Genomic DNA, 19,405 nt, shown 5'->3' with positions numbered 1-19,405 from the left:
CCGGCAGACCGGAGGCGTGCGCCATAGGCTTGCTGATGGAGGTGCGAAGTGAGTGAAAATCAACCTGAAGTGATCGTGTCCGCGTGGCCGAACTCGGGGCAAGAATGGCAGCGGGTGTCGCCGAAGTACGCCTGGGCGGATCTCGCGATGAATTTGATCATGACGCTCATTGTCGTGGCGGTGTTCGTGCTTATCGTGTTGTTTGCAGATGAGAAGCCCCCACCGCTCGTGATCGCACTATTCGCCGCGGTGACGGTCGTTCTGCTGCTGAGCGCGGCGTTCGCCTTTCGCCGGGTTCGCGCAATCGGCTATATCTTGCGGGAAGATGACCTGCTCTTTCGGAAGGGCATCATGTTCGAGCGCGTCGTCGCGGTACCGTATGGGCGGTTGCAGCTCGTTGATGTGACGCGAGGGCCGCTCCTACGTTCGCTGGGGCTCGCATCACTGAAGTTCGTGACGGCGAGCGCGGCGACTGGCGTCAACCTGCCCGGTCTTCCGCTACAGGACGCTGAGGCGCTCCGCGACCGCCTGGTCGAGCTCGCCGAAACGAGACGGTCGGGCCTGTGACCAGCGACCCGACTTGGGAGCGGCTGCATCCTCTCTCGCCACTCCTACGCGGCGGCCTGGCGATTCTCGTCATTGGGGGCATCCTCCTGGCAAACTTTCGAGATCGAATCCTCGAACTCTTCATCGCGGAGCAATACCTCGGCGCCATGGGGCCGGACGAGAGTGACTTCATTGACCTGCTGGTCGAGCAGCGACTCATCCTTGTGGCGATGGGTGTCGCGCTCGGCATCATCGTCGTCATCATCTTCTTTTCATGGCTCAGCTGGCGGTTTCACACCTACCGCATTACCGACGAAGCAGTGGAATCCCAGAGCGGCGTGCTGTTTCGTCAGCATCGTCGCGCGCCCCTTGAGCGCATCCAAAGCGTCAACTTGCAGCGTCCCTTGCTCGCGCGCATTCTCGGCCTGACTCAAGTCGAGGTTCAGACGGCCGGCCAGGGCGGGAAGGTATCGCTGAGCTACCTCGGTCATCGCGTCGCGAAAGAGGTGCGCGAGCGGATTCTGCGCAGCGTCGCCCATCGGCGGGGCGATTCTGTTCAGATACCTCAGGTGTCACAGGCTCCCGGTGAGGTTTCGTTGATTCCGGGTGCGACACAGCTGCCCGATGGAACTCAGTTCGAACCGAGCCCAACCGGCTTTCCCCCCCTCCTCGATCAGCGTGCGCGAGAATTCGTTGACCTGGATATCGACCAGGAGGCCCGCACGAGTGGAAGTTTGGTGAGCGTACCCCTGGGACGACTCTTCGGCAGTATCGCGCTCAGTTGGGATATTTGGATCCCAGTCATCTTGCTGATTGCAAGCGTTGTGTCGGCGCTCATCTGGAGCCCATTCTTCTTCGCCATGATCATCCCGTCTGTGCTCATCGCGGTGGGAGTGAGCTACAGCTCGTTTAACAAGGGGTTCCGGTTTACCCTGTCCCGCAGCTCAGACGGCGTGCGGGTGGGATCTGGCCTTACAGCCACTCACACCGAGACGATACCGTTTGGGCGGATCCACGCGATCGAAGCGCGACAACCCCTCGGTTGGCGGCCCTTTGGCTGGTGGCGCGTGCGGGTGACGACAGCGGGATATGGGGCAGCGGAGGCGGGGCAGAATGGTCTGCGCAACGTCGTGTTGCCGGTCGGGCCCGTCGACGACGTACTGCGCGTGATTGAGGCGCTGCTGCCCGGAATCGGCGATGAACCGGAAGAGGTTGACGCGCTGCGCCTCGGCTTGCTCGGCGCAGGCACCGCGGGTGGCTTCGTCGGGGCAGGGCCGCGTTCGGCGTGGGTGCTGTGGTTTGGGAAGAAACGCGCGGGCCTGCGACTTGCGGATGAGGTCTCCGAGAATGCCACCCTTCGGGTGCGACGCGGTTGGCTCACCCGGAGCTTCGTCGTCATGCCCATACTTCGCGCCCAGTCAATCCAATTCTCCCGGCCTGTACTTCAGCGCTTCATTGGTCTCGCCACGCTCCAAGCTCACACCGTTCTCGGCCCGGTGCAGGTGGTGATGCGAGGCATCGAGCTTGCGCAGGCGCGTATGGTTTTTGACGAGGTGTCGCGCACGATGGTGCGGGTACAGGGCGGGGAAGCGGTGCGCATACGGGCGGAGCGGAACATGCGACGCGAGCCGGGGGAGCAGGCAGATCGCGCCGTAGCTCCTGATCAGGCGCCACGGATGGAAGGGGACTGGGAGTGACGGCCGAGCTTCGCGCCGGCCGACTCGGAATTGGCCTCGTTGGCGCCGGTCGAGTGGGCCCGGTACTTGCCCTGGCCCTCGCGGGCGCTGGCCACGCGATCACCGGCGTGAGCGCGGTGAGTGAGGAGAGTAAGGAACGGGCCGAGCTGCTGCTTCCCGGAGTCCCGATTCTCGACGTCCCCGAGGTCGTGCGTCGCAGTGAACTGGTGATTTTTGCGATTCCCGGGAATGAGCTCGTCAGCTTGGTGCGCGGATTGACGGAAATTGGAGCGTGGCAACCTGGCCAACTGGTGCTGCACACCGCTCCGGAGCATGGATACGGGGTGTTTGCACCCGCGCTCGGAGTGGGAGTGATTCCGCTCGCGCTCCACCCGGCGATGGTATTTACTGGCACCAGCCTCGACCTCGCGCGACTTGCGGGTGCCACCGTCGCCGTGACCGCGCCGTCGCCGGTACTTCCCATCGGGCAGGCGCTTGCCGTCGAGATGGGAGCCGAACCCGTGCGTGTGGCTGAAAGCGATCGGGCTGAGTATGCCGAGGCGATCAGTGCGGCGACTGAGTTTTCGCGCGCCGTTGTGCGTCAGGCGACTGACGCGCTGCGTCACATCGGCATTGAACGCCCAGATCACGTCGTGGGTGGGCTGGTGCGCGCGGCAGTGGAGGAAGAGTTGCGCGCCGCAGCGGGACTGGCGGGTGATGCCCTGTTTGGGGAGACGTGATCCACCACAACCGCGGGGGAGTAGGTCCCCTCGCGAGAGTCGCGAGTCTCGGGAAGGTGTCACGGTGTCCTGCGGGTGCGTCAATGCAGCGTGCGACGGAAAACGTGCTCATGTCCGAAGTGCAAAATGCCCGCAAGTTCCTCTCGTTGCCCTTGGAAAGCCTGAGCGTCTCGGATCCCGAATAGACTAGGCCTCTACGCCAAAAACACGGAGGATCCCGCCCTATGAGCGAGCAGCACGCGCCCGACGTCGCACCCGAAGCAATCAGCGAAGCCGAGGTCTTCGAGCAGAAGCGGGTGCGACTCGAGAAGCGTGACCGGCTCAACGCGCTGGCCGGGGAGGATCTCGGGGGAGGTGCTTACCCCGTTTCGGTGCCGGTTACAACCACGATTCCCGCAGTGCGTCAAGCCTGGGGACACCTCGAGGAAGTGCCAGACAGTCGCTCGGGTGAAACCGTCGGAATCGCAGGACGCGTCGTCTTTCAGCGCAACACCGGCAAGCTGTGTTTCGCTTCCCTGCAGTCCGGCGACGGTACCCGCATTCAAGCCATGGTGAGCTTTGCAGAAATCGGTGCGGACTCGCTCGCGAGCTACAAAGACCTGGTGGATCTGGGAGATCACCTCTTTGTCAGTGGCGAGGTGATCTCGAGCCGCCGGGGCGAGCTCAGCATCATGGTGACTGATTGGCGTATTGCTGCGAAGGCGATCGCGCCGCTGCCGAACATGTACGCGGAGCTGAATGAGGAGACGCGGGTGCGCCAGCGCTACCTTGATCTCATTCAGCGAGAGCAGGCCCGGGTCAATGTGCGCACACGCGCGCTGACCATGGCGAGCCTGCGCGAGACCTTCGCCGGTCATGATTTTCTTGAAGTCGAGACCCCGATGTTGCAGACGATGCACGGTGGAGCGTCGGCTCGGCCGTTCGTCACGCACTCGAACGCCTTTGACACTGAGCTGTTTCTGCGGATCGCGCCTGAACTGTACTTGAAGCGAGCGGTCGTCGGTGGGCTTGAGCGGGTGTTCGAGATCAATCGCAACTTCCGCAACGAGGGGGCTGATTCGACACACAGCCCCGAGTTCGCGATGCTCGAGTCGTACCAGGCCTACTCCGATTACCAGGGGATCGCCGATCTTACGCAGGAATTGATTCAGAACGCGGCGCTCGCGGTGAATCGTGGTACCGAGCGGGAAGGGTCACACACGGTGCTGTGGGCTGACGGCACCCTGTTTGACTTGGGCGGTGACTGGGACCGCATCTCCATGTACGGCACGCTCTCTGCGGCAGCTGGCCGCGAGATCACCCCCGATACTTCGGTGTTGGAGTTGCGTGAGTTGGCGGACGCGGAGGGCCTGCACGTAGAGCTGCCAAACCACGGGAAGCTGGTCGAGGAACTGTGGGAGCACTTCGTGAAGGATGGCCTCACGCGACCCACCTTCGTCATGGACTTTCCTGTCGAGACGAGCCCGCTGACTCGACACCATCGTACGATTCCCGGCGTGGTCGAAAAATGGGACCTCTATGTGCGCGGGTTTGAGCTGGCGACCGGCTACTCGGAGCTGATTGATCCAGTGGTGCAGCGCGAGCGCTTCTCGCAGCAAGCCGCGCAGGGTGCGCAGGGCGACGATGAAGCGATGCGGGTCGATGAGGAGTTCCTGCGGGCGCTCGAGCACGCGATGCCGCCGTCGGGTGGTATGGGCATGGGCATGGACCGCTTACTGATGGCGCTCACGGGCCTCGGGATCCGCGAGACGATTCTCTTTCCGCTGGTCAAGTAGCCCTGCGCGGGTGGTGGCCTAGAGCAGGTGGCCGCCGCCGGCACCCTTCATGCGATTGACGAGGCCCTTCACGTCTTGGGCGTGAGCCTTCGATGTGACGAGTAGCACGTCGGGAGTGTCAACCACGACAACATCCTCCATGCCCACGAGCGCGACCAGTCGGTCACTCTCCGAGACTACGATGCCGCTCGACGCATCGGAGAGGACCTGCGCCCCGTCGCCGAGTACCGCAAGGTCGTTGGATCGACCGCGGGTGAGGAGATTTGCCACGCTCGCAAAGTCGCCCACATCGTCCCACTCAAAATGAGCCGCAACGCACACCATCTTGCCCGCGGCCGCAGCGGGTTCGGCAACGGTGTAGTCGATGGCAATTTTGGGCAGACCGGGCCACAACTCCTCGCGCACGGCGGCGGCCTGATCGGTACCCCACGCGGCCGCGATCTCACGCAGTGAGGCCACCATTTCTGGTTCCGTTAGTGCCATTTGATCGAGAATCACGCTCGCTCGCGCGATGAACATGCCCGCATTCCATAGGTAACCCCCGCTGCGAAGGTACTCTGCGGCGGTTGCCTCATCCGGCTTCTCCACGAAGTCGGTCACGTCATAGACATCGAAGGGCGCAAGATCCCCACGCGCCCCGCCACATGCGATGTATCCGAAGCCAGTAGCGGGGTGACTCGGGTGGATCCCGATGGTTGCGATGTACCCCTGATCCGCAGCCTGTACCGCAGTGCGCACTGCCCGCTGAAACAGAACGTTGCCTCGAATCACATGATCGGCGGCGAACGAACCCAGGATCGAATTGGGGTCTCGACGTTCGAGAATCGCAGCTGCGAGACCGATCGCGGCGGAGGAATCTTTCGGCTGGCTCTCGGTGACAAGATTCTCCGCACGGAGATCGGGCAGCTGCTTTGACACGGAATCGCGATGCGCGTTCCCCGTCACCACCATGAGCCTCTCTGGCGGGGCGAGTGGGGTAAGTCGATTCCAGGTTGCTTCGAGGAGGGAGTCGCCGCTCCCAGTGAGATCCAGCAGAAACTTCGGCGCGTTCGCGCGAGAGAGCGGCCAGAGTCTTGAGCCCGCGCCTCCAGCGGGGATCACGCAGGTAAATCGGTCGAACGCGGGGGTCTCAGTCATGGTGAACAGCCTATCTACGCCCCTTCGGAGCCTGGCTGTGGTTTGCTTTGCGATGCTCGTCTACACCAGTGGCGGTGTCAATAACCCGTGCTAAGTGGTGCCATAATGGACTAGCGCTGTGTTCTGCGGAGATACTGAAAATACTCGTCATGTTTACGCGCATCGGATACCGGAACGCTCCCGGTGCAACCCGACCCAAGGAGGAAGCTCGTGTCAGCCGAAACCGTGCAGGTCACGCCTGCCGCCGCGAAGAAAACCCGCCCAGGCGGCACCCTCTATCGCGGCAACGAGGGAATGTGGTCTTGGGTGCTGCATCGCATCACTGGCGTCGCCATCTTCTTTTTCTTGCTCGTGCACGTGCTCGACACGGCTCTCATTCGCGTTAGCCCTGAGGCATACAATGCCGTGATCTCGACCTACCAAACCCCACTAATGGGGCTGGGCGAGGTCGGGCTGGTCGGTGCGATCGTCTTCCACGCTTTCAACGGACTGCGCATCATTCTCGTTGATTACTGGAGCAAGGGAACCAAGTACCAGCGCCAGATGTTCTGGTCGGTTATCGTCCTGTGGGTTGTCGTGATGCTCGCCTTCACCCCCCGCCACCTGATGAACGTCTTCGGGTCCTAGGAAAGAGGAGCAAGCTCATGACACTCTCTATTGACACTCCTCGTTCGCAGTCCCCCGTCAAGAAGCGCACCAACTGGGAAAAATGGGGTTGGATCTACATGCGCGCTTCTGGCGTGCTCCTCGTGGTGCTCATTTTCGGCCACCTGTTCTCAAACCTCATGGTGGGCGACGGGGTCAAAGCTATCGACTTTGGGTTTGTCGGCGGCAAGCTCGCGAACCCCTTCTGGCAGGTCTGGGACTTGCTGCTCTTGTGGCTCGCCCTGATTCATGGCACCAACGGCATGCGCACCATCGTGAACGACTACGTTGTGCGGCCGGGCCTCGCAAAGGGTCTGAAGATCGCACTCTTCCTCTCGGCAGCACTGCTTATCTTGCTCGGAACGCTGGTGATCTTCACTTTCGATCCTTGCCCCCCGGGAGCTGACCCCGAGCTGCTCGCTTCGTTCTGCACTGTGTCCTGAGCCTGACGCAGCCGCTTCTCAGACTTTTCATTGGAAGTTAGGAAACACGTGACCACCAACACCCACCAGGGCGAGGAAGTGACCGTCAAGGACGGCGTTACCTACCATCAGTTCGACGTTGTGATCGTCGGTGCTGGCGGCGCGGGTATGCGCGCTGCGATCGAGGCGGGACCGAAGGCGAAGACCGCGGTCATCACGAAGCTCTACCCGACTCGTTCCCACACGGGGGCAGCGCAGGGTGGCATGGCCGCGGCGCTCGCGAACGTTGAAGACGACAACTGGGAGTGGCACACCTTCGACACGGTCAAGGGTGGCGACTACCTCGTTGACCAGGATGCGGCTGAGATTCTGGCGAAGGAAGCGATTGACGCGGTCATCGACCTTGAGAACATGGGGCTGCCGTTCAACCGCACACCCGACGGCAAGATTGACCAGCGCCGCTTCGGTGGTCACACTCGCGACCACGGTAAGGCTCCCGTGCGTCGTTCTTGCTACGCCGCTGACCGCACCGGTCACATGATTCTGCAGACACTGTTCCAAAACTGCGTCAAACTCGGCGTCAACTTCTTCAACGAGTTCTACGTGCTCGATCTCGTGATGACCGGTGAAGGAAAAGATCGCAAGCCTTCCGGGGTGGTCGCTTACGAACTTGCGACCGGCGATCTGCACGTGTTTCAAGCGAAGTCCATCGTGTTTGCCACTGGCGGCTTTGGCAAAATCTTCAAGACTACCTCGAACGCCCACACCCTCACCGGTGACGGCGTTGGCATCATCTGGCGCAAGGGCCTCCCTCTGGAAGACATGGAGTTCTACCAGTTCCACCCGACGGGCCTTGCGGGCCTCGGCATCCTGCTGACAGAAGGAGCTCGAGGCGAGGGCGCCATCCTCCGCAATGCGAGCGGTGAACGCTTCATGGAGCGCTACGCGCCGACCATCAAGGATCTTGCGCCACGCGACATTGTTGCGCGCTGCATGGTGCAAGAGGTGCTCGATGGTCGCGGCGCCGGCCCGCACAAGGACTATGTGTATCTCGACTGCACCCACCTGGGCGCCGAGGTGCTCGAGACGAAGCTCCCCGATATCACGGAGTTCGCGCGCACCTATTTGGGTGTGGATCCGGTGACGGAACCGGTGCCAGTGTTCCCCACTGCGCACTACGCGATGGGTGGTATCCCGACCAGCGTCCACGCCGAAGTTCTGATGGACAACGACACCGTGGTGCCCGGCCTCTACGCCGCCGGTGAATGTGCGTGTGTCTCGGTGCACGGATCGAATCGTCTGGGAACGAACTCTCTGCTCGACATCAACGTATTCGGCAAGCGCTCGGGTAATCGTGCAGCCGACTACGCGAACGGGGCGAGCTTTGTCGACCTGCCGGCTGACCCAGCGAAGGAGATCCGCGAGCTCGTCGAGATGCTTCGCCAGAGCACTGGCACCGAGCGCGTGGCAGACATTCGCAAGGAACTTCAGGAATCGATGGACCGTGGCGCTCAGGTGTTCCGCACAGAGGAGTCGCTCACCGAGGTGCTTCGCGTGATCAACGATTTGCGCCTGCGATACAAGAACATCTCGATCCAGGATCGCGGAAAGCGCTACAACACCGATCTGCTCGAGGCGATCGAGCTCGGTTTCCTGCTCGATCTTGCCGAGGTGCTCGTCTACTCCGCGCGAAACCGTAAGGAAAGTCGTGGCGGCCACATGCGCGACGATTACCCGAACCGTGACGATGAAGCATACATGAAGCACACCATGGCTTACCTGTCGGGCGATCCCCACTCGGCGAACCCAGAAGACCACATTCGCCTGGACTGGAAGCCGGTCGTCATCACGAATTACCAGCCGATGGAGAGGAAGTACTAAGCCATGAGCACCGCTACTGCTGAGGTTCCTGTGGCTGCGGCCCCCGAGGCCCCGAAGCCCTTCAACGTCACCCTCTTGGTGCGTCGGTACGACCCGGAAACGGGGGCCGAGGCCTACTGGGAGGACTTCGATGTGCCCATGTACCCGACCGACCGCATCCTCGATGCGCTCCATAAGATCAAGTGGGATCAGGACGGCACGCTGAGCTTCCGTCGTTCCTGCGCTCACGGCATCTGCGGCTCAGACGCGATGCGCATCAACGGGCGCAACCGTCTCGCGTGCAAGACCCTCATTAAAGATCTCGACATCACGAAGCCTGTCTATGTGGAGGCCATCAAGGGTCTGCCGCTGGAAAAGGATTTGATCGTTGATATGGAGCCGTTCTTCGCTTCATTTCGCGAGGTGCAGCCCTTCCTCGTTGCGGGGAACGCCCCGGAGCCGGGTAAGGAGCGTGTGCAGTCGATCGAGGATCGCGAGCGTTTCGACGACACCACGAAGTGCATTCTGTGCGCGGCGTGCACGACGAGCTGCCCAGTGTTCTGGACGGATGGTCAATACTTCGGGCCGGCCGCGATCGTGAACGCGCACCGCTTCATCTTTGATTCCCGCGACGACAACGCGCAGGTCCGCCTCGATATCCTGAACGACACCGAAGGCGTGTGGCGCTGCCGCACCACCTTTAACTGCACTGACGCGTGCCCGCGTGGAATTCAGGTGACGAAGGCCATCGCCGAGGTCAAGGCCGCGATCCGATCCGGAAAAACGAGCTAGCGCAATCGGCATAGAATTGCCGAATGACAGCGCCCCGCGAACATGCTCCCTTAGCTGAGAGCGTGGCCGACGGGGCGTTGCTCGGTTCAGCGCGGGTACGACGGTGGCGCAGGGTGAGTCGCCAGTGGTGGAGTCGGGTACGAAAGCTCCGCCCTATGCGCGCCTTTTTCCATTTCATTGATGTCGGTGGAAACGTCCTCTCGGCGGGAATGAGCTACCAGGCTGTGTTCGCCGTCTTCGCGGCGCTCTGGGTCGGCTTCGGCGTGTTGGGCGTCTGGTTGCGGAGCCGAACTGAGCTTCTCGCCTCTCTCATCGAGCAGATCAACCTATTGGTGCCGGGTCTCTTGGGCGAAGACGGGCTGGTCTCCGTCAGCGCACTGCTGAGCGAACGAAGTTTCGATTGGACGAGCATTGCCGCGGGTGTGGCCTTGCTCTGGGTAACGATCACTTGGTTCACCGGCACACGTCGATCGATTCGCATCATCTTCGGGCTTGATGTGCGTGAGTATCGGGGAGCGTTCATTCTAAAAGTTCGCGATCTCATCTTGGCGCTACTATTTTTCGCCGCGCTCCTGGTCTCCGCCGCGCTCACGGTCTTCAGCAGCAACATTACCGAGTGGCTCCTGAGCATGTTTGATATCAGCCCCGACAACTGGCTCGTGGGTGGGTTCGGCATGACCGCGCGGTATGCGCTCCTGTATGTCTTCGATGTAGCGGTGCTCCTGGGCATCCATTTCTTTCTGGCAGAGGTGCGTGTTGGCCGCTGGCACATGTTTTGGGGCTGCGCCCTCGGCGGGGTAGTTCTTCTGGGGCTCAAGGTGCTTGGAACGTGGCTCCTCACCGGCGTCTCTTCCAATCCGCTGCTCGCCTCGTTTGCCGTTCTGATTGGGTTGCTTGTCTGGTTCAACCTCGTCTGCCGTACCCTGTTGCTGACCGCGTCGTGGATTGTTACCGGAGTCGATCGCGAGCTTGGCACCCTCGAAGAGTCAGAGTTGCGCACCGCCGCATAGTCGCCACGCGCCTAGCGTTCGAGGCGTTCCCGACGCGCAGAAAGCAGCTCAGCGATGGTTGCCGGTAGTGCAAGAGCGACATCACCCGCGGTGATGGGTCCGCCGGGTGCGCTGGGTGCGCCGGACTCAGGGTGGGTTGACGCTTCGCGCGGGAGTGGATCGCCGCTTGCCCGGCGTGCGGCCGCGTCGTGGAGAACCGCAGCGGTGGCTCCGAGCGGGCCGAGCAGCTCGTGGTCCTCACGAACTGCCTCGGCATGGGTGGCGATGAGCGCGCCGAGGATCCCGGCGAGTACGTCACCCGTTCCTGCCGTGGCAAGCCAGGGGGTGGCGGGGCCGGAAAGAAAGGCGAGGCCACCGGGGGTCGCTGTAACGGAAGTGGACCCCTTCAAGAGCACGGTTGCCTGCAGCCGTGCGGCGAGCGCTACCGCTGCCGCGACGAGTGCATGCTCTGCGGGCACCCGGTCGCGGCCGCCTCGGCCTCGGCTGGGCCAGTCGAGGGGGCGCTCGCCGAGGCCGGCCCGTTTCCACAGCTCGACGAACTCGCCGCGATGGGGCGTGAGAATGAGGGGAGCTCCGAGGCGCTCGGTCACCGGGGTGCCGTGAGCGGCGCCTGCGCCCGGTCTGCGCGCAGTGTCGCCGGGTGAAATCCTCTGATCCACCAGCAAATCCAAGGCCCCTGCATCGACGACGACGGGGGCGTCTCCCGCAAGAATTCCACGCAACCTCTCGAGTTCCTGCTCGGAGCGCTGAGCCGGATCGGTGCCCGAGCCGACCACCCATGCGTCCGTTGCCACGCGAGCCCTCGTGGGATCGGCGAGAAATACGGTCTCTGGGTGCACCGCGAGTATTGCAGCGGCGGGAGAAGGCAGGCCGAGCGCGCCGTCAGCGTCACCCAGGGGCGGGGTGAAGCGCACGAGCCCGAGGCCGGTGCGCCAAGCCGCCTGTGCCCCGAGCACCGCGGCTCCGGGGTACGCTGCGGACCCGGTGTGAAGCCCGAGTATTCCGCGGCGGTATTTGTCAGAGCTTGTGCTGGGTTCCACCAGGAGCGCAGCGGCCCGATCCATGTCCCACCGTACCGGGATCCCGGAGTCGGCAGGGCGTTCGTGGCGATCGACCACGCGCCGAGGCCGACGCGAGCGCTGAGCGCTCATTCGCCTACCTCGCGCAGGTAGGCACGGAGGCCACTGTCGAGGCGACGGAGCGCGGCAGCAGCGGTGATCCGCCGCTCATTGGCGGTGCCCTCGGTGCACACGACATCAAGATACGCCTTGAGCTTCGGCTCGGTGCCGCTCGGTCGAATCATCACGCGCGAGCCATCGGCGAGGTCGTAGGCGAGCACGTTGGCGGGAACCGTGGAGTGGCCAGGATCGCGGAAGTCGCGAAGACGCGAGACCTCGGTGCCGCCAAAGTGGGCCGGAGGAGCGTTACGCACCCGCTCGGCCAGTGCCGCGACAGCCTGCGGAGAATCGAGCCGCACCACTACCTGGGCGCTCGCGTAGTGTCCAAATCGTTCACTGGCTTCGTCGAGCAGATGCCACACCGTGCGACCTTCGGCGTGCAGTTCGCAGGCCATCGCGCAGGCCTCGGCTGCCGCAGAGATACCGTCTTTGTCGTGAACGACACTCGGGTGTGTGAGGTACCCCAGCGCTTCCTCGAAGCCAAACACCAGATTTGGTACACGCGAGACCCACTTGAAGCCCGACAGGGTCTCAACGTGGTCGAGTCCGTACGAGTGAGCGATCGAAGACAGGGCGGGGGAGGAAACAATCGTGTTGGCGAGCGTGCCCGCGAGTGGCTGGCCAGCGGACTGCGCTGCGCGTCGCGCACGCTCGGCTGCGCGCCAACCGAGCAGAATGCCAAGTTCGTTGCCCGTGAGGCGCCGGTAGCCGCTGGCCTCGTCGGAGTGCGGCGCGGCTATGGCCAGGCGATCCGCATCAGGATCATTCGCGATGATGAGATCTGCGCTGCAGCCCCGCGCCGTTTCGTAGGCCAGATCGAGTGCACCCTCCTCCTCGGGGTTCGGGAAACTCACTGTGGGGAAGGTGCTGTCGGGTCGATCTTGCAGTGTCACCGGAATCATCGCGGGGAGGCCTGCTGCGGTGAACACTCGTCGTGTGGTGGTGGATCCGACGCCATGCATGGCGGTGTACACGATCGTGGGGGTCTTCGCGGGCAGCGGTGCGTGAAAACCCGATTTAAGCGCGTCGGCCGTGCGCGCGACGTAGGCATCTACCAGTTCGGGCCCCGCGACCGTGTAGCCGGTGGATCGCGGCAATTCGGCACATGGCAATGCCCCGCGCTCATCGATGAGCGCAGCGATTTCGGCATCGTTGGGCGGCGCGATTTGCGAGCCCTCATCCTCGTCGCCCAGGTAGACCTTGTATCCGTTATCGCGCGGGGGGTTGTGGCTCGCGGTAATCATGACGCCGGCGGAGACCTGGAGGTGTCGCACGGCGAAGGCGACCACCGGGGTGGGCAGAGGCTCGGGCAGCAGCACCACCCGAATTCCTGCACCCGCCATGATCTCGGCGACGTCACGCGCAAAGATTCCGGAATTCACCCGACCGTCGTAGCCAACCACTACGGAGGGTGGGGTCGAGGTCTTACCAGCCCGAGCGCGCTGCTGAAGAAACTCGGCAAACCCGGCCGAGGTTTGCGAGACAACCACCCGGTTCATGCGTCGTGGCCCGGCTCCAATTTCGGCGCGCAGCCCAGCGGTGCCGAATGCGAGTCGGCCGCCAAATGCGCTGTGTAGCTGCTCCTTGGCCCCAGGGTTCCCTTGCCCCGCTTGCGTGAGAAGCAACTGGGCCTCTGCCCGGGTTGCGGGGTCGGGGTCGTTCGCGATCCACTGCGTGATCTCTGAGACCAGAGCACCGAAATCGGCTTCGCTCATGTGATTCCCTTGCCTCGCCCGGCGCAAACCGGGGTCGTTCGATTGACTCAAACTACCACGCGGCAGAGGAGGAAGGCTGGCAGCGCAGCGCGTCTAAGCGAGCGAAAGAAAGAGCTTTTCGAGTTCGCCAGCATCGAGCTCGCCTTCGCCGTCAGGGCTCGTGAGGCACTCCTTGAGTGCGGTCGAGACCACGAGGTACCCTGCGCGATCAAGCGCCTTGGAGACGGCCGAAAGCTGCTGCACGACGTCGCGGCACGGTGCATCCCCCTCGACAAGTGAAATTACTGCAGCCAGTTGCCCGTGGGCGCGACGGAGGCGGTTGGCGATCTTGCGTTGAGCTTCGAGTGCTTCGGCTGACTTTTCAGTTTCCATGACCTAATGATACCCCCATGGGTATCGTGCTAATATACCCCTGAGAGTATTTTTACCCACGTAAGGAGACTAGTGATGTGTCGACCAGTGAATTGCAAGACCTGCGGAAAGACCACCTGGGCTGGCTGCGGCCAGCACGTTGCCTCCGTGAAGGCTGGCGTGCCTTCGGGGCAGTGGTGCAACGGAAAGCACTCGCAGCGCGAAATTGACGAAGCTCGCGCCACAAGCGGAGGCGGCTTCTTTTCCCGCATGTTTGGCCGCTGACGTGGGGAGCGGAGTCTTGACGAAAGATACCCTGGGGGGTATAATTTTGGTATGACCACCATAAATCTGACGCTTGAAAACTTCGAAGAGACGGTCTCGAAAGCGGGTATCGTCATCGTCGATTTCTGGGCCGCATGGTGCGGCCCGTGCCGCGCTTTCGCGCCGGTCTTCGAATCAGCCAGCGAGACGCACGCCGACATCACGTTCGCGAAGGTCGATACCGAGGCCGAGCAGCAGCTCGCTGCCGGCTTCCGTATTACCTCGATTCCTACCCTGATGGTGTTTCGAGACGGAATAATTGTCTTCAGTCAGCCTGGGGCGCTCGCTGCGCCGCAACTCGAGCAGGTCATTGCTGGCACCCGGGAGCTTGACATGGAAGATGTTCGCCGTCAGATCGCCGAGCAGAGTAGTCAAGAGCAGTCTGCGGGAGAATAGTCGCGAGGCGCTGGGCGGCCACAAATCTCAGGTCGGCATCGAGACTCTGGGACTCTCGCGGGGCAAGGTCTTGATCTGCGAGCCTCCCAAACCCCGCTTCAATCTCTACATCCACCTCACACCCCGTCATATCGAAGGAGATCAATCATGTGCGCAAGAATTGCCTGCAGCATCTGCGGCAAGCCAACCTGGGCCGGTTGTGGCCAGCACGTCGAAGAGGCGCTGGCTGGCGTTGCTGAGGCGGATCGCTGCCACTGCAACGGATAGCTCGCCTCGTGACTGTTCGGGTCCCTCTCTTCTGTGAAGTGGGGGACCCGACTTCTGTCGTCAGCGCATGCGCAGCGCGCCAGGGAGCACCTTGGCGGTAAACCCAGTCACTTCACCAATTTCTTCACCGTCAATTTCGAACAGCACGGGTCTGGTTAATGTCACCTTCGCCGACTTGGCCTGGTGGAGGTGGATGGAATCCGAGCTCTGCGCCTCGGTTTCTTCGCGACGTACCTTGCGCATGATGCCGTTGTCCCAGACGAGATTGCGGAGAGTGTCGAGCCAGTCGACGACACCCTCGGCTCGCAGCAGCATGAGATCGAGCAGCCCGTCATCAATGAGCGCGTCGGGGAGCAGAGCAGCTCCACCTTGCAGGGTGCCGCAGTTGGCAATGAGGAGCGTGTGGCCGCGGTCTTGAACGTCGTCGCCGTCGTCGACGCTGATGACAAGATCCACTGGAGCGCTATTTTGGAATGCTCGCCCCAGTGACTCGACATAGGCGAGCCACCCGGCACGAGCCTTGAGTTCGTCGTCGGTCTCGGCGATCATTTGGGCGTCGATGCCGAATCCCGCCATCACAGTGAAGATATGACGCTCACTTCCCGACTCACGCTCCAGTACCAACTCACCAATGTCAATCGGACGCGCGCGGCGCTCAAGCACCCGCACGAACGCCTTCTGGGGATCATTCAGTGGTACGTCGAGATTACGTGCGAACAGATTGCCGGTGCCGAGCGGAATAATGCCGAACTCAGGTCCGCCCTCGTCAGCAGTCAGGCGTTCTACGACCGCGCGCACGGTGCCGTCGCCGCCCGCGGCAACGATCACCGTGCACCCAGCGAGCATCGCTTCGCCGGCTGCATCTTGCCCCGGGTTCTCGACCGTGGTCGCAAACCAACGCACCTCGTCGGGTGTGAACCCCGTTTCGCTCACCGCTTCAGAGAGCGCTGTGCGGAGTTCGTCTTCCTCAACTTTCGAAGGGTTCCACACCAGCCCGATGACATCGCCCACGCCCAGCTCCCGTCCCAGCGACGCACGAGTGTCGCGCTGTTGCACCGAGCGTAGCGCTCATCCCTCGGGGTTAGTGCAGTTGAGTGACAATTCGTGCCAACATGATTCCGAGCCGCTCAGAGGCTGCCCTACCCACCTCAAGCACCTCGAGGTGGTTCAGCGGAGCTTCTTGAATCCCGGCTGCAGGGTTGGTGATAAGTGAAAGCCCTAGCACCTCCATGCCGCTTTGGCGTGCCGCAATTGCCTCCAGTGCGGTCGACATGCCCACAGCATCACCCCCAATGAGCTGCAGGTAGCGCACCTCCGCCGGGGTTTCGAAGTGCGGGCCGGGAAGTTGGATGTACACGCCCTCTGCGAGGTCTGGATCTGTGCTGCGTGCCAGACTCCGCAGTCGCGAAGAGTACAGGTCAGTGAGATCGACGAACTCGGCGCCCTCGATGGGTGAGACAGCGGTGAGGTTGATGTGATCGCTAATCAGAATCGCCTCGCCTTCGCCCACCTCCGGATCGAGTCCTCCGGCTCCATTAGTGAGCACCATGATGCTTGCTCCAGCCGCTGCCGCAGTTCGCACACCGTGCACAACGGAGCGAACGCCGTGACCCTCGTAGAGGTGTGTGCGTGCGCCGATGATCAGCACGTGCCTGCCGTCTGCGAGTCGCAGCGAGGTAAGCATGCCTGTGTGCCCCCCGACTGCGGAAGCACGAAACCCCGGCACTTGATCAGCAGGAACCTCGGCGACGATCTCACCGAGGTGATGCGCAGTCTCGCCCCAACCGCTCCCGAGCGTCAGTGCAATATCGTGGCGCGGCAAGCCGGTCAGCTTGGCGATCGTGTGAGCCGCCTCCTGGGCGAGTTCGACGGGCGAAGAATGCGCAGTTTCAGTCATGCCTTCTAGCCTATGCCCGAGCCGAGCCGAGCCGAGCCTGGCAGGGCAGCGCGAGGGACTGCAAGCGAAGAGGGCGTGGCCCGATAGGCTGAGAGGCGTGTCATTCGCCGCCGATTTACCCTCCCGTGCCGACTCAGAACTCGGGAGTGTTCGGGTGAAAGTTATCGGCGCCGGGCGAATGGGCACGGCGATTGCCAGAAGCCTCAGCGCGTGCGGCATCAATGTGAGCGGCCCTGCAGCGCGCGGCGATCGTGGTGAGGATGCCGACATCGTGTTGCTCGCGGTTCCAGACGCCGCGATCGAGGAGGCTGCAGGCCTTCTCGCACCAGGTGCGCTTGTCGGTCACTTTTCTGGGGCAAGCGAGCTTGCACCTCTTGCCCCGCACGAAGCATTTAGTCTGCATCCGTTGACCAGCGTCGCTGATGCTGAACACGACTTTCGGGGGGGTTACGCCGCGATCGACGGGTCAACGGCCCGGGCTGAGCTGGCCGCTCGCGATCTCGCCTCCGTGCTCGGCATGCGCTCTTTTCGCGTGCGTGACGAGGATCGGGGGGCCTACCACGCGGCAGCCTCAATGGCGGCCAATTTTCTCGTCACGCTTGAGGGAGCTGCTGAGCAGCTCGCGAGAACTGCCGGGGTGGGGCGGGAGGCGCTGGTGCCGCTCGTTCGCGGCGCCTTGGATAATTGGGCTACGCGCGGAGCGGCAGCGGCCCTCACCGGTCCCATCGCGCGCGGCGACGAGGGCACAGTTGCTCGGCAGCGGCACGCCGTTGCCGAGCGCACTCCGGAGCACTTGGCGCTCTTTGACGCCCTCGCCGAATCCACTCGAGTCTTGGCGGATCAATTCCGAAGCGGAGAACAGGTATGAGGGTAGTTCGCACCGTTGCCGCACTGCGAGAGGCGATTGCGGAGGCCGGAGACGGGGGAGTGGGGCTTGTGCCTACGATGGGGGCGCTCCACGAGGGTCACCTCTCTTTGGTGCGTGCCGCGAGGCAAGATCACGAGCTCGTGATCGTCTCAGTCTTTGTCAATCCCACTCAGTTCAACGATGCCGCGGATCTTGACGCGTATCCGCGAGACGAGGCGCGTGACGTCGAGCTCGCGGCCTCCGCGGGGGCGGATCTCGTCTTCGCTCCCAATGTCGCGGAGATGTACCCACAGGGATTCGCGACGACGGTGCGCGTCACCGGCAGCATCACGCACAGGCTCGAGGGCGCAATGCGTGGCAGCGCCCACTTCGACGGTGTCGCCACCATCGTCGCCAAACTTCTGATCGCGGTATCGCCCGACTCCGCCTACTTTGGCGCGAAAGACGCACAGCAAGTCGTCGTGGTGCGACGGATGGTCGCCGATCTGGGGATTCCGACGCGAATCGTCAGTTGCCCAACCTCACGGGAGGAGGGTGGCCTTGCCCGATCCAGCCGGAATGCTCGGCTCTCTCCGTCTGCGCGGACTCGTGCCCTTGCAATCCCGCGTGCCTTGCGCGAAATCGAGGGCGCGCTGAGTCACGGGGAAATGGATGCCGGCGTGTTGAAAGAACGGGGCCTTGCGGTGCTGCGGGCCGACGAGCTCGAAGTTGAGTACCTTGAGATTGTGGATCCTGACGGGCTCGAGGCTCTTGCGAGCGTGACACGACCGGCGCTTTGCGTCGTTGCCGTGCGGGTGGAGAACGTCCGGCTCATCGACAACGTTCTACTCACCCCCGCGCACGCGCTGGCCGCTGAGCGATAACCTGGTGGACAAAGCCGGGTGACCTTCTCGGCGGACGCACCACGTAACCGGAGGTTGCACAGTGACTCGCCCACGACTCACGATCCCAGGTCTCTCCGAGATGAAGCGCCGCGGCGAGCAGATCGTCATGGTGACCGCGTATGATTTTCCGACCGGCCGTCTGGCGGATCGAGCCGGGGTTAATGTCGTCCTCGTTGGGGACTCGGGAGCCCAGGTCGTGCTCGGCCGCGACTCCACGGTCGCGATCAGCGTCGATGAGATGATTATGCTGTCTGCTGCTGTGCGACGTGGTGTTTCAGAAGCATTGCTTCTGTGCGACGTGCCCTTTGGTTCGACTGAACTCTCTGACGCGCAGGCGGTCGAGACCGCGATTCGCTTCGTCAAGGAGGCGGGCGCCGACGCGGTCAAAATTGAGGGGGCAACCCCTGAACGCCTGAGCCGCATTCGGGCGATTACTGCGGCAGGCATTCCCGTCGTCGGCCATATCGGCCTCACCCCGCAGACTGCGGCCGCGCTCGGCGGATTTCGCGCGCAGGGCCGGACCGTCGAGACTGCGACGCGTTTCGTTACCGAAGCGATCGCCGTCGAGCAAGCGGGTGCGGTAGCGCTGGTTGCCGAAGCGGTGCCGAGTGATATTGCGACTCTTGCCACGTCCGAACTGCGCATTCCGATGATCGGCATCGGCGCAGGCCCTGCTGACGGTCAGGTGCTCGTTTTGCACGACCTCCTCGGCATGACAGAGGGGCACACCGCAAAATTCGTGAAGCAGTTCGCCAATATCGGTGACGACATCGTCGCGGGAATTTCGGCGTATGCTGCCGAAGTACGCGACGGCACCTTTCCTGCGTCTGAGCATCAGTATCCGGTTGATCCGCAGGTAGTGGAAGCTGCGCGTCTTGCCCTCGTGGATGCGGCTGCGCGACGCTAAACAAGAATGGCCCGG

Annotated in this window: 21 protein-coding genes; 15 read left to right on the top strand and 6 right to left on the bottom strand. The window is 62.9% G+C overall.

Annotated elements, in window-relative coordinates; translation table 11 throughout:
- Positions 1-48 precede the first annotated feature (48 nt).
- The 4 genes from ACTNFJ_RS08690 (at position 49) to lysS (ending at position 4,737) form a co-directional block, all read left to right on the top strand.
- Positions 49-567 carry a PH domain-containing protein gene (locus ACTNFJ_RS08690; protein WP_435905915.1) on the top strand — a complete coding sequence of 173 codons (519 nt, stop codon included), beginning with the start codon at positions 49-51 and terminating at the stop codon, positions 565-567.
- Entirely contained in the window at positions 564-2,243 is a 1,680-nt protein-coding gene (locus tag ACTNFJ_RS08685; RefSeq protein WP_435905914.1) for a PH domain-containing protein, read from the top strand. Before ACTNFJ_RS08690 ends, ACTNFJ_RS08685 begins: the two co-directional genes overlap by 4 nt.
- Positions 2,240-2,962, top strand: a complete 723-nt coding sequence (locus ACTNFJ_RS08680; protein WP_435905913.1) for a DUF2520 domain-containing protein — start codon at positions 2,240-2,242, stop codon at positions 2,960-2,962. The genes ACTNFJ_RS08685 and ACTNFJ_RS08680 overlap by 4 nt, the downstream gene beginning before the upstream one ends.
- A 224-nt stretch (positions 2,963-3,186) precedes the next feature.
- A complete protein-coding gene (lysS, locus tag ACTNFJ_RS08675) occupies positions 3,187-4,737 on the top strand; it encodes a lysine--tRNA ligase (RefSeq protein WP_435905912.1) in 1,551 nt (516 codons plus the stop codon).
- Between the two features lie 18 nt (positions 4,738-4,755).
- On the opposite strand, the gene ACTNFJ_RS08670 is transcribed toward lysS, so the two are convergent.
- Positions 4,756-5,874, bottom strand: coding sequence for a mannose-1-phosphate guanylyltransferase (locus ACTNFJ_RS08670; RefSeq protein ID WP_435905911.1), 1,119 nt, complete (start codon positions 5,872-5,874; stop codon positions 4,756-4,758).
- A gap of 294 nt (positions 5,875-6,168) precedes the next feature.
- On the opposite strand from ACTNFJ_RS08670, the gene sdhC reads away from it, so the two are divergent.
- Genes sdhC through ACTNFJ_RS08645 form a run of 5 tightly spaced genes read left to right on the top strand, consistent with a single transcriptional unit; the run spans position 6,169 to position 10,603 of the window.
- On the top strand, positions 6,169-6,501 hold the full coding sequence (gene sdhC / locus ACTNFJ_RS08665; RefSeq protein ID WP_444711813.1) for a succinate dehydrogenase, cytochrome b556 subunit: 333 nt from the start codon (positions 6,169-6,171) through the stop codon (positions 6,499-6,501).
- Between the two features lie 17 nt (positions 6,502-6,518).
- The gene (locus tag ACTNFJ_RS08660; protein WP_435905909.1) at positions 6,519-6,962 is read left to right on the top strand and encodes a succinate dehydrogenase hydrophobic membrane anchor subunit; all 444 of its coding nucleotides are present in this window, start codon (positions 6,519-6,521) and stop codon (positions 6,960-6,962) included.
- 48 nt (positions 6,963-7,010) lie between these two features.
- Complete coding sequence (gene sdhA, locus ACTNFJ_RS08655) at positions 7,011-8,822, top strand: succinate dehydrogenase flavoprotein subunit (protein ID WP_435905908.1); 1,812 nt, start codon at positions 7,011-7,013, stop codon at positions 8,820-8,822.
- Between the two features lie 3 nt (positions 8,823-8,825).
- Positions 8,826-9,593 carry a succinate dehydrogenase iron-sulfur subunit gene (locus ACTNFJ_RS08650; protein ID WP_435905907.1) on the top strand — a complete coding sequence of 256 codons (768 nt, stop codon included), beginning with the start codon at positions 8,826-8,828 and terminating at the stop codon, positions 9,591-9,593.
- A 23-nt stretch (positions 9,594-9,616) separates the two neighbouring features.
- Positions 9,617-10,603, top strand: coding sequence for a YihY/virulence factor BrkB family protein (locus ACTNFJ_RS08645; protein ID WP_435905906.1), 987 nt, complete (start codon positions 9,617-9,619; stop codon positions 10,601-10,603).
- Positions 10,604-10,614: 11 nt separating this feature from the next.
- Here the strand turns inward: ACTNFJ_RS08645 and ACTNFJ_RS08640 are convergent, their stop codons facing one another.
- From ACTNFJ_RS08640 to ACTNFJ_RS08630, 3 genes are all read right to left on the bottom strand, one after another.
- Positions 10,615-11,754: an ADP-dependent NAD(P)H-hydrate dehydratase gene (locus ACTNFJ_RS08640; protein WP_435905905.1), complete on the bottom strand. Its 1,140-nt coding sequence runs from the start codon at positions 11,752-11,754 to the stop codon at positions 10,615-10,617.
- Positions 11,751-13,496 (bottom strand): phospho-sugar mutase, encoded by a 1,746-nt coding sequence (locus tag ACTNFJ_RS08635; protein ID WP_435905904.1) that lies wholly within the window; start codon positions 13,494-13,496, stop codon positions 11,751-11,753. Before ACTNFJ_RS08635 ends, ACTNFJ_RS08640 begins: the two co-directional genes overlap by 4 nt.
- Positions 13,497-13,589: 93 nt before the next feature.
- On the bottom strand, positions 13,590-13,868 hold the full coding sequence (locus ACTNFJ_RS08630) for a metal-sensitive transcriptional regulator (RefSeq protein WP_435905903.1): 279 nt from the start codon (positions 13,866-13,868) through the stop codon (positions 13,590-13,592).
- Positions 13,869-13,943: 75 nt separating this feature from the next.
- Here ACTNFJ_RS08630 and ACTNFJ_RS12895 point away from each other — a divergent pair, with 75 nt between their 5' ends.
- The 3 genes from ACTNFJ_RS12895 (at position 13,944) to ACTNFJ_RS12890 (ending at position 14,834) form a co-directional block, all read left to right on the top strand.
- On the top strand, positions 13,944-14,132 hold the full coding sequence (locus tag ACTNFJ_RS12895; RefSeq protein ID WP_504362747.1) for a DUF8730 family Cys-rich protein: 189 nt from the start codon (positions 13,944-13,946) through the stop codon (positions 14,130-14,132).
- Positions 14,133-14,183: 51 nt separating this feature from the next.
- The gene (trxA, locus tag ACTNFJ_RS08625; protein ID WP_435905902.1) at positions 14,184-14,567 is read left to right on the top strand and encodes a thioredoxin; all 384 of its coding nucleotides are present in this window, start codon (positions 14,184-14,186) and stop codon (positions 14,565-14,567) included.
- A gap of 147 nt (positions 14,568-14,714) precedes the next feature.
- A complete protein-coding gene (locus ACTNFJ_RS12890; protein ID WP_504362746.1) occupies positions 14,715-14,834 on the top strand; it encodes a DUF8730 family Cys-rich protein in 120 nt (39 codons plus the stop codon).
- 60 nt (positions 14,835-14,894) lie between these two features.
- On the opposite strand, the gene ACTNFJ_RS08620 is transcribed toward ACTNFJ_RS12890, so the two are convergent.
- Both ACTNFJ_RS08620 and ACTNFJ_RS08615 read right to left on the bottom strand, forming a co-directional pair.
- Positions 14,895-15,890, bottom strand: a complete 996-nt coding sequence (locus ACTNFJ_RS08620; protein ID WP_435905901.1) for a diacylglycerol/lipid kinase family protein — start codon at positions 15,888-15,890, stop codon at positions 14,895-14,897.
- 25 nt (positions 15,891-15,915) lie between these two features.
- On the bottom strand, positions 15,916-16,731 hold the full coding sequence (locus ACTNFJ_RS08615) for a purine-nucleoside phosphorylase (protein WP_435905900.1): 816 nt from the start codon (positions 16,729-16,731) through the stop codon (positions 15,916-15,918).
- Between the two features lie 97 nt (positions 16,732-16,828).
- Here ACTNFJ_RS08615 and ACTNFJ_RS08610 point away from each other — a divergent pair, with 97 nt between their 5' ends.
- The 3 genes from ACTNFJ_RS08610 to panB all read left to right on the top strand — a co-directional run bounded on the left by ACTNFJ_RS08610 (position 16,829) and on the right by panB (position 19,390).
- Positions 16,829-17,599, top strand: a complete 771-nt coding sequence (locus ACTNFJ_RS08610; protein WP_435905899.1) for a DUF2520 domain-containing protein — start codon at positions 16,829-16,831, stop codon at positions 17,597-17,599.
- A complete protein-coding gene (gene panC, locus ACTNFJ_RS08605) occupies positions 17,596-18,462 on the top strand; it encodes a pantoate--beta-alanine ligase (RefSeq protein ID WP_435905898.1) in 867 nt (288 codons plus the stop codon). The genes ACTNFJ_RS08610 and panC overlap by 4 nt, the downstream gene beginning before the upstream one ends.
- A 61-nt stretch (positions 18,463-18,523) precedes the next feature.
- Positions 18,524-19,390 carry a 3-methyl-2-oxobutanoate hydroxymethyltransferase gene (gene panB / locus ACTNFJ_RS08600; protein WP_435905897.1) on the top strand — a complete coding sequence of 289 codons (867 nt, stop codon included), beginning with the start codon at positions 18,524-18,526 and terminating at the stop codon, positions 19,388-19,390.
- Positions 19,391-19,405 lie beyond the last annotated feature (15 nt).

The organism is Leucobacter shiyiweii (genome assembly GCF_052446065.1).
GTDB lineage: Bacteria > Actinomycetota > Actinomycetes > Actinomycetales > Microbacteriaceae > Leucobacter.
This window is presented reverse-complemented; position numbering and strand designations above follow the sequence as displayed.

Excerpts from the sequence above, each read along its gene's own strand:
- ACTNFJ_RS08670 (WP_435905911.1), bottom strand. The coding sequence starts at position 5,874 with ATGACTGAGACCCCCGCGTTCGACCGATTTACCTGCGTGATCCCCGCT.
- ACTNFJ_RS08635 (WP_435905904.1), bottom strand. The coding sequence starts at position 13,496 with ATGAGCGAAGCCGATTTCGGTGCTCTGGTCTCAGAGATCACGCAGTGG.
- ACTNFJ_RS08640 (WP_435905905.1), bottom strand. The coding sequence starts at position 11,754 with ATGAGCGCTCAGCGCTCGCGTCGGCCTCGGCGCGTGGTCGATCGCCAC.
- lysS (WP_435905912.1), top strand. The coding sequence starts at position 3,187 with ATGAGCGAGCAGCACGCGCCCGACGTCGCACCCGAAGCAATCAGCGAA.
- ACTNFJ_RS08615 (WP_435905900.1), bottom strand. The coding sequence starts at position 16,731 with ATGACTGAAACTGCGCATTCTTCGCCCGTCGAACTCGCCCAGGAGGCG.
- sdhC (WP_444711813.1), top strand. The coding sequence starts at position 6,169 with ATGTGGTCTTGGGTGCTGCATCGCATCACTGGCGTCGCCATCTTCTTT.
- ACTNFJ_RS12890 (WP_504362746.1), top strand. The coding sequence starts at position 14,715 with ATGTGCGCAAGAATTGCCTGCAGCATCTGCGGCAAGCCAACCTGGGCC.
- ACTNFJ_RS08645 (WP_435905906.1), top strand. The coding sequence starts at position 9,617 with ATGACAGCGCCCCGCGAACATGCTCCCTTAGCTGAGAGCGTGGCCGAC.
- ACTNFJ_RS08660 (WP_435905909.1), top strand. The coding sequence starts at position 6,519 with ATGACACTCTCTATTGACACTCCTCGTTCGCAGTCCCCCGTCAAGAAG.
- panC (WP_435905898.1), top strand. The coding sequence starts at position 17,596 with ATGAGGGTAGTTCGCACCGTTGCCGCACTGCGAGAGGCGATTGCGGAG.
- ACTNFJ_RS08630 (WP_435905903.1), bottom strand. The coding sequence starts at position 13,868 with ATGGAAACTGAAAAGTCAGCCGAAGCACTCGAAGCTCAACGCAAGATC.
- ACTNFJ_RS08650 (WP_435905907.1), top strand. The coding sequence starts at position 8,826 with ATGAGCACCGCTACTGCTGAGGTTCCTGTGGCTGCGGCCCCCGAGGCC.
- ACTNFJ_RS12895 (WP_504362747.1), top strand. The coding sequence starts at position 13,944 with ATGTGTCGACCAGTGAATTGCAAGACCTGCGGAAAGACCACCTGGGCT.
- trxA (WP_435905902.1), top strand. The coding sequence starts at position 14,184 with ATGACCACCATAAATCTGACGCTTGAAAACTTCGAAGAGACGGTCTCG.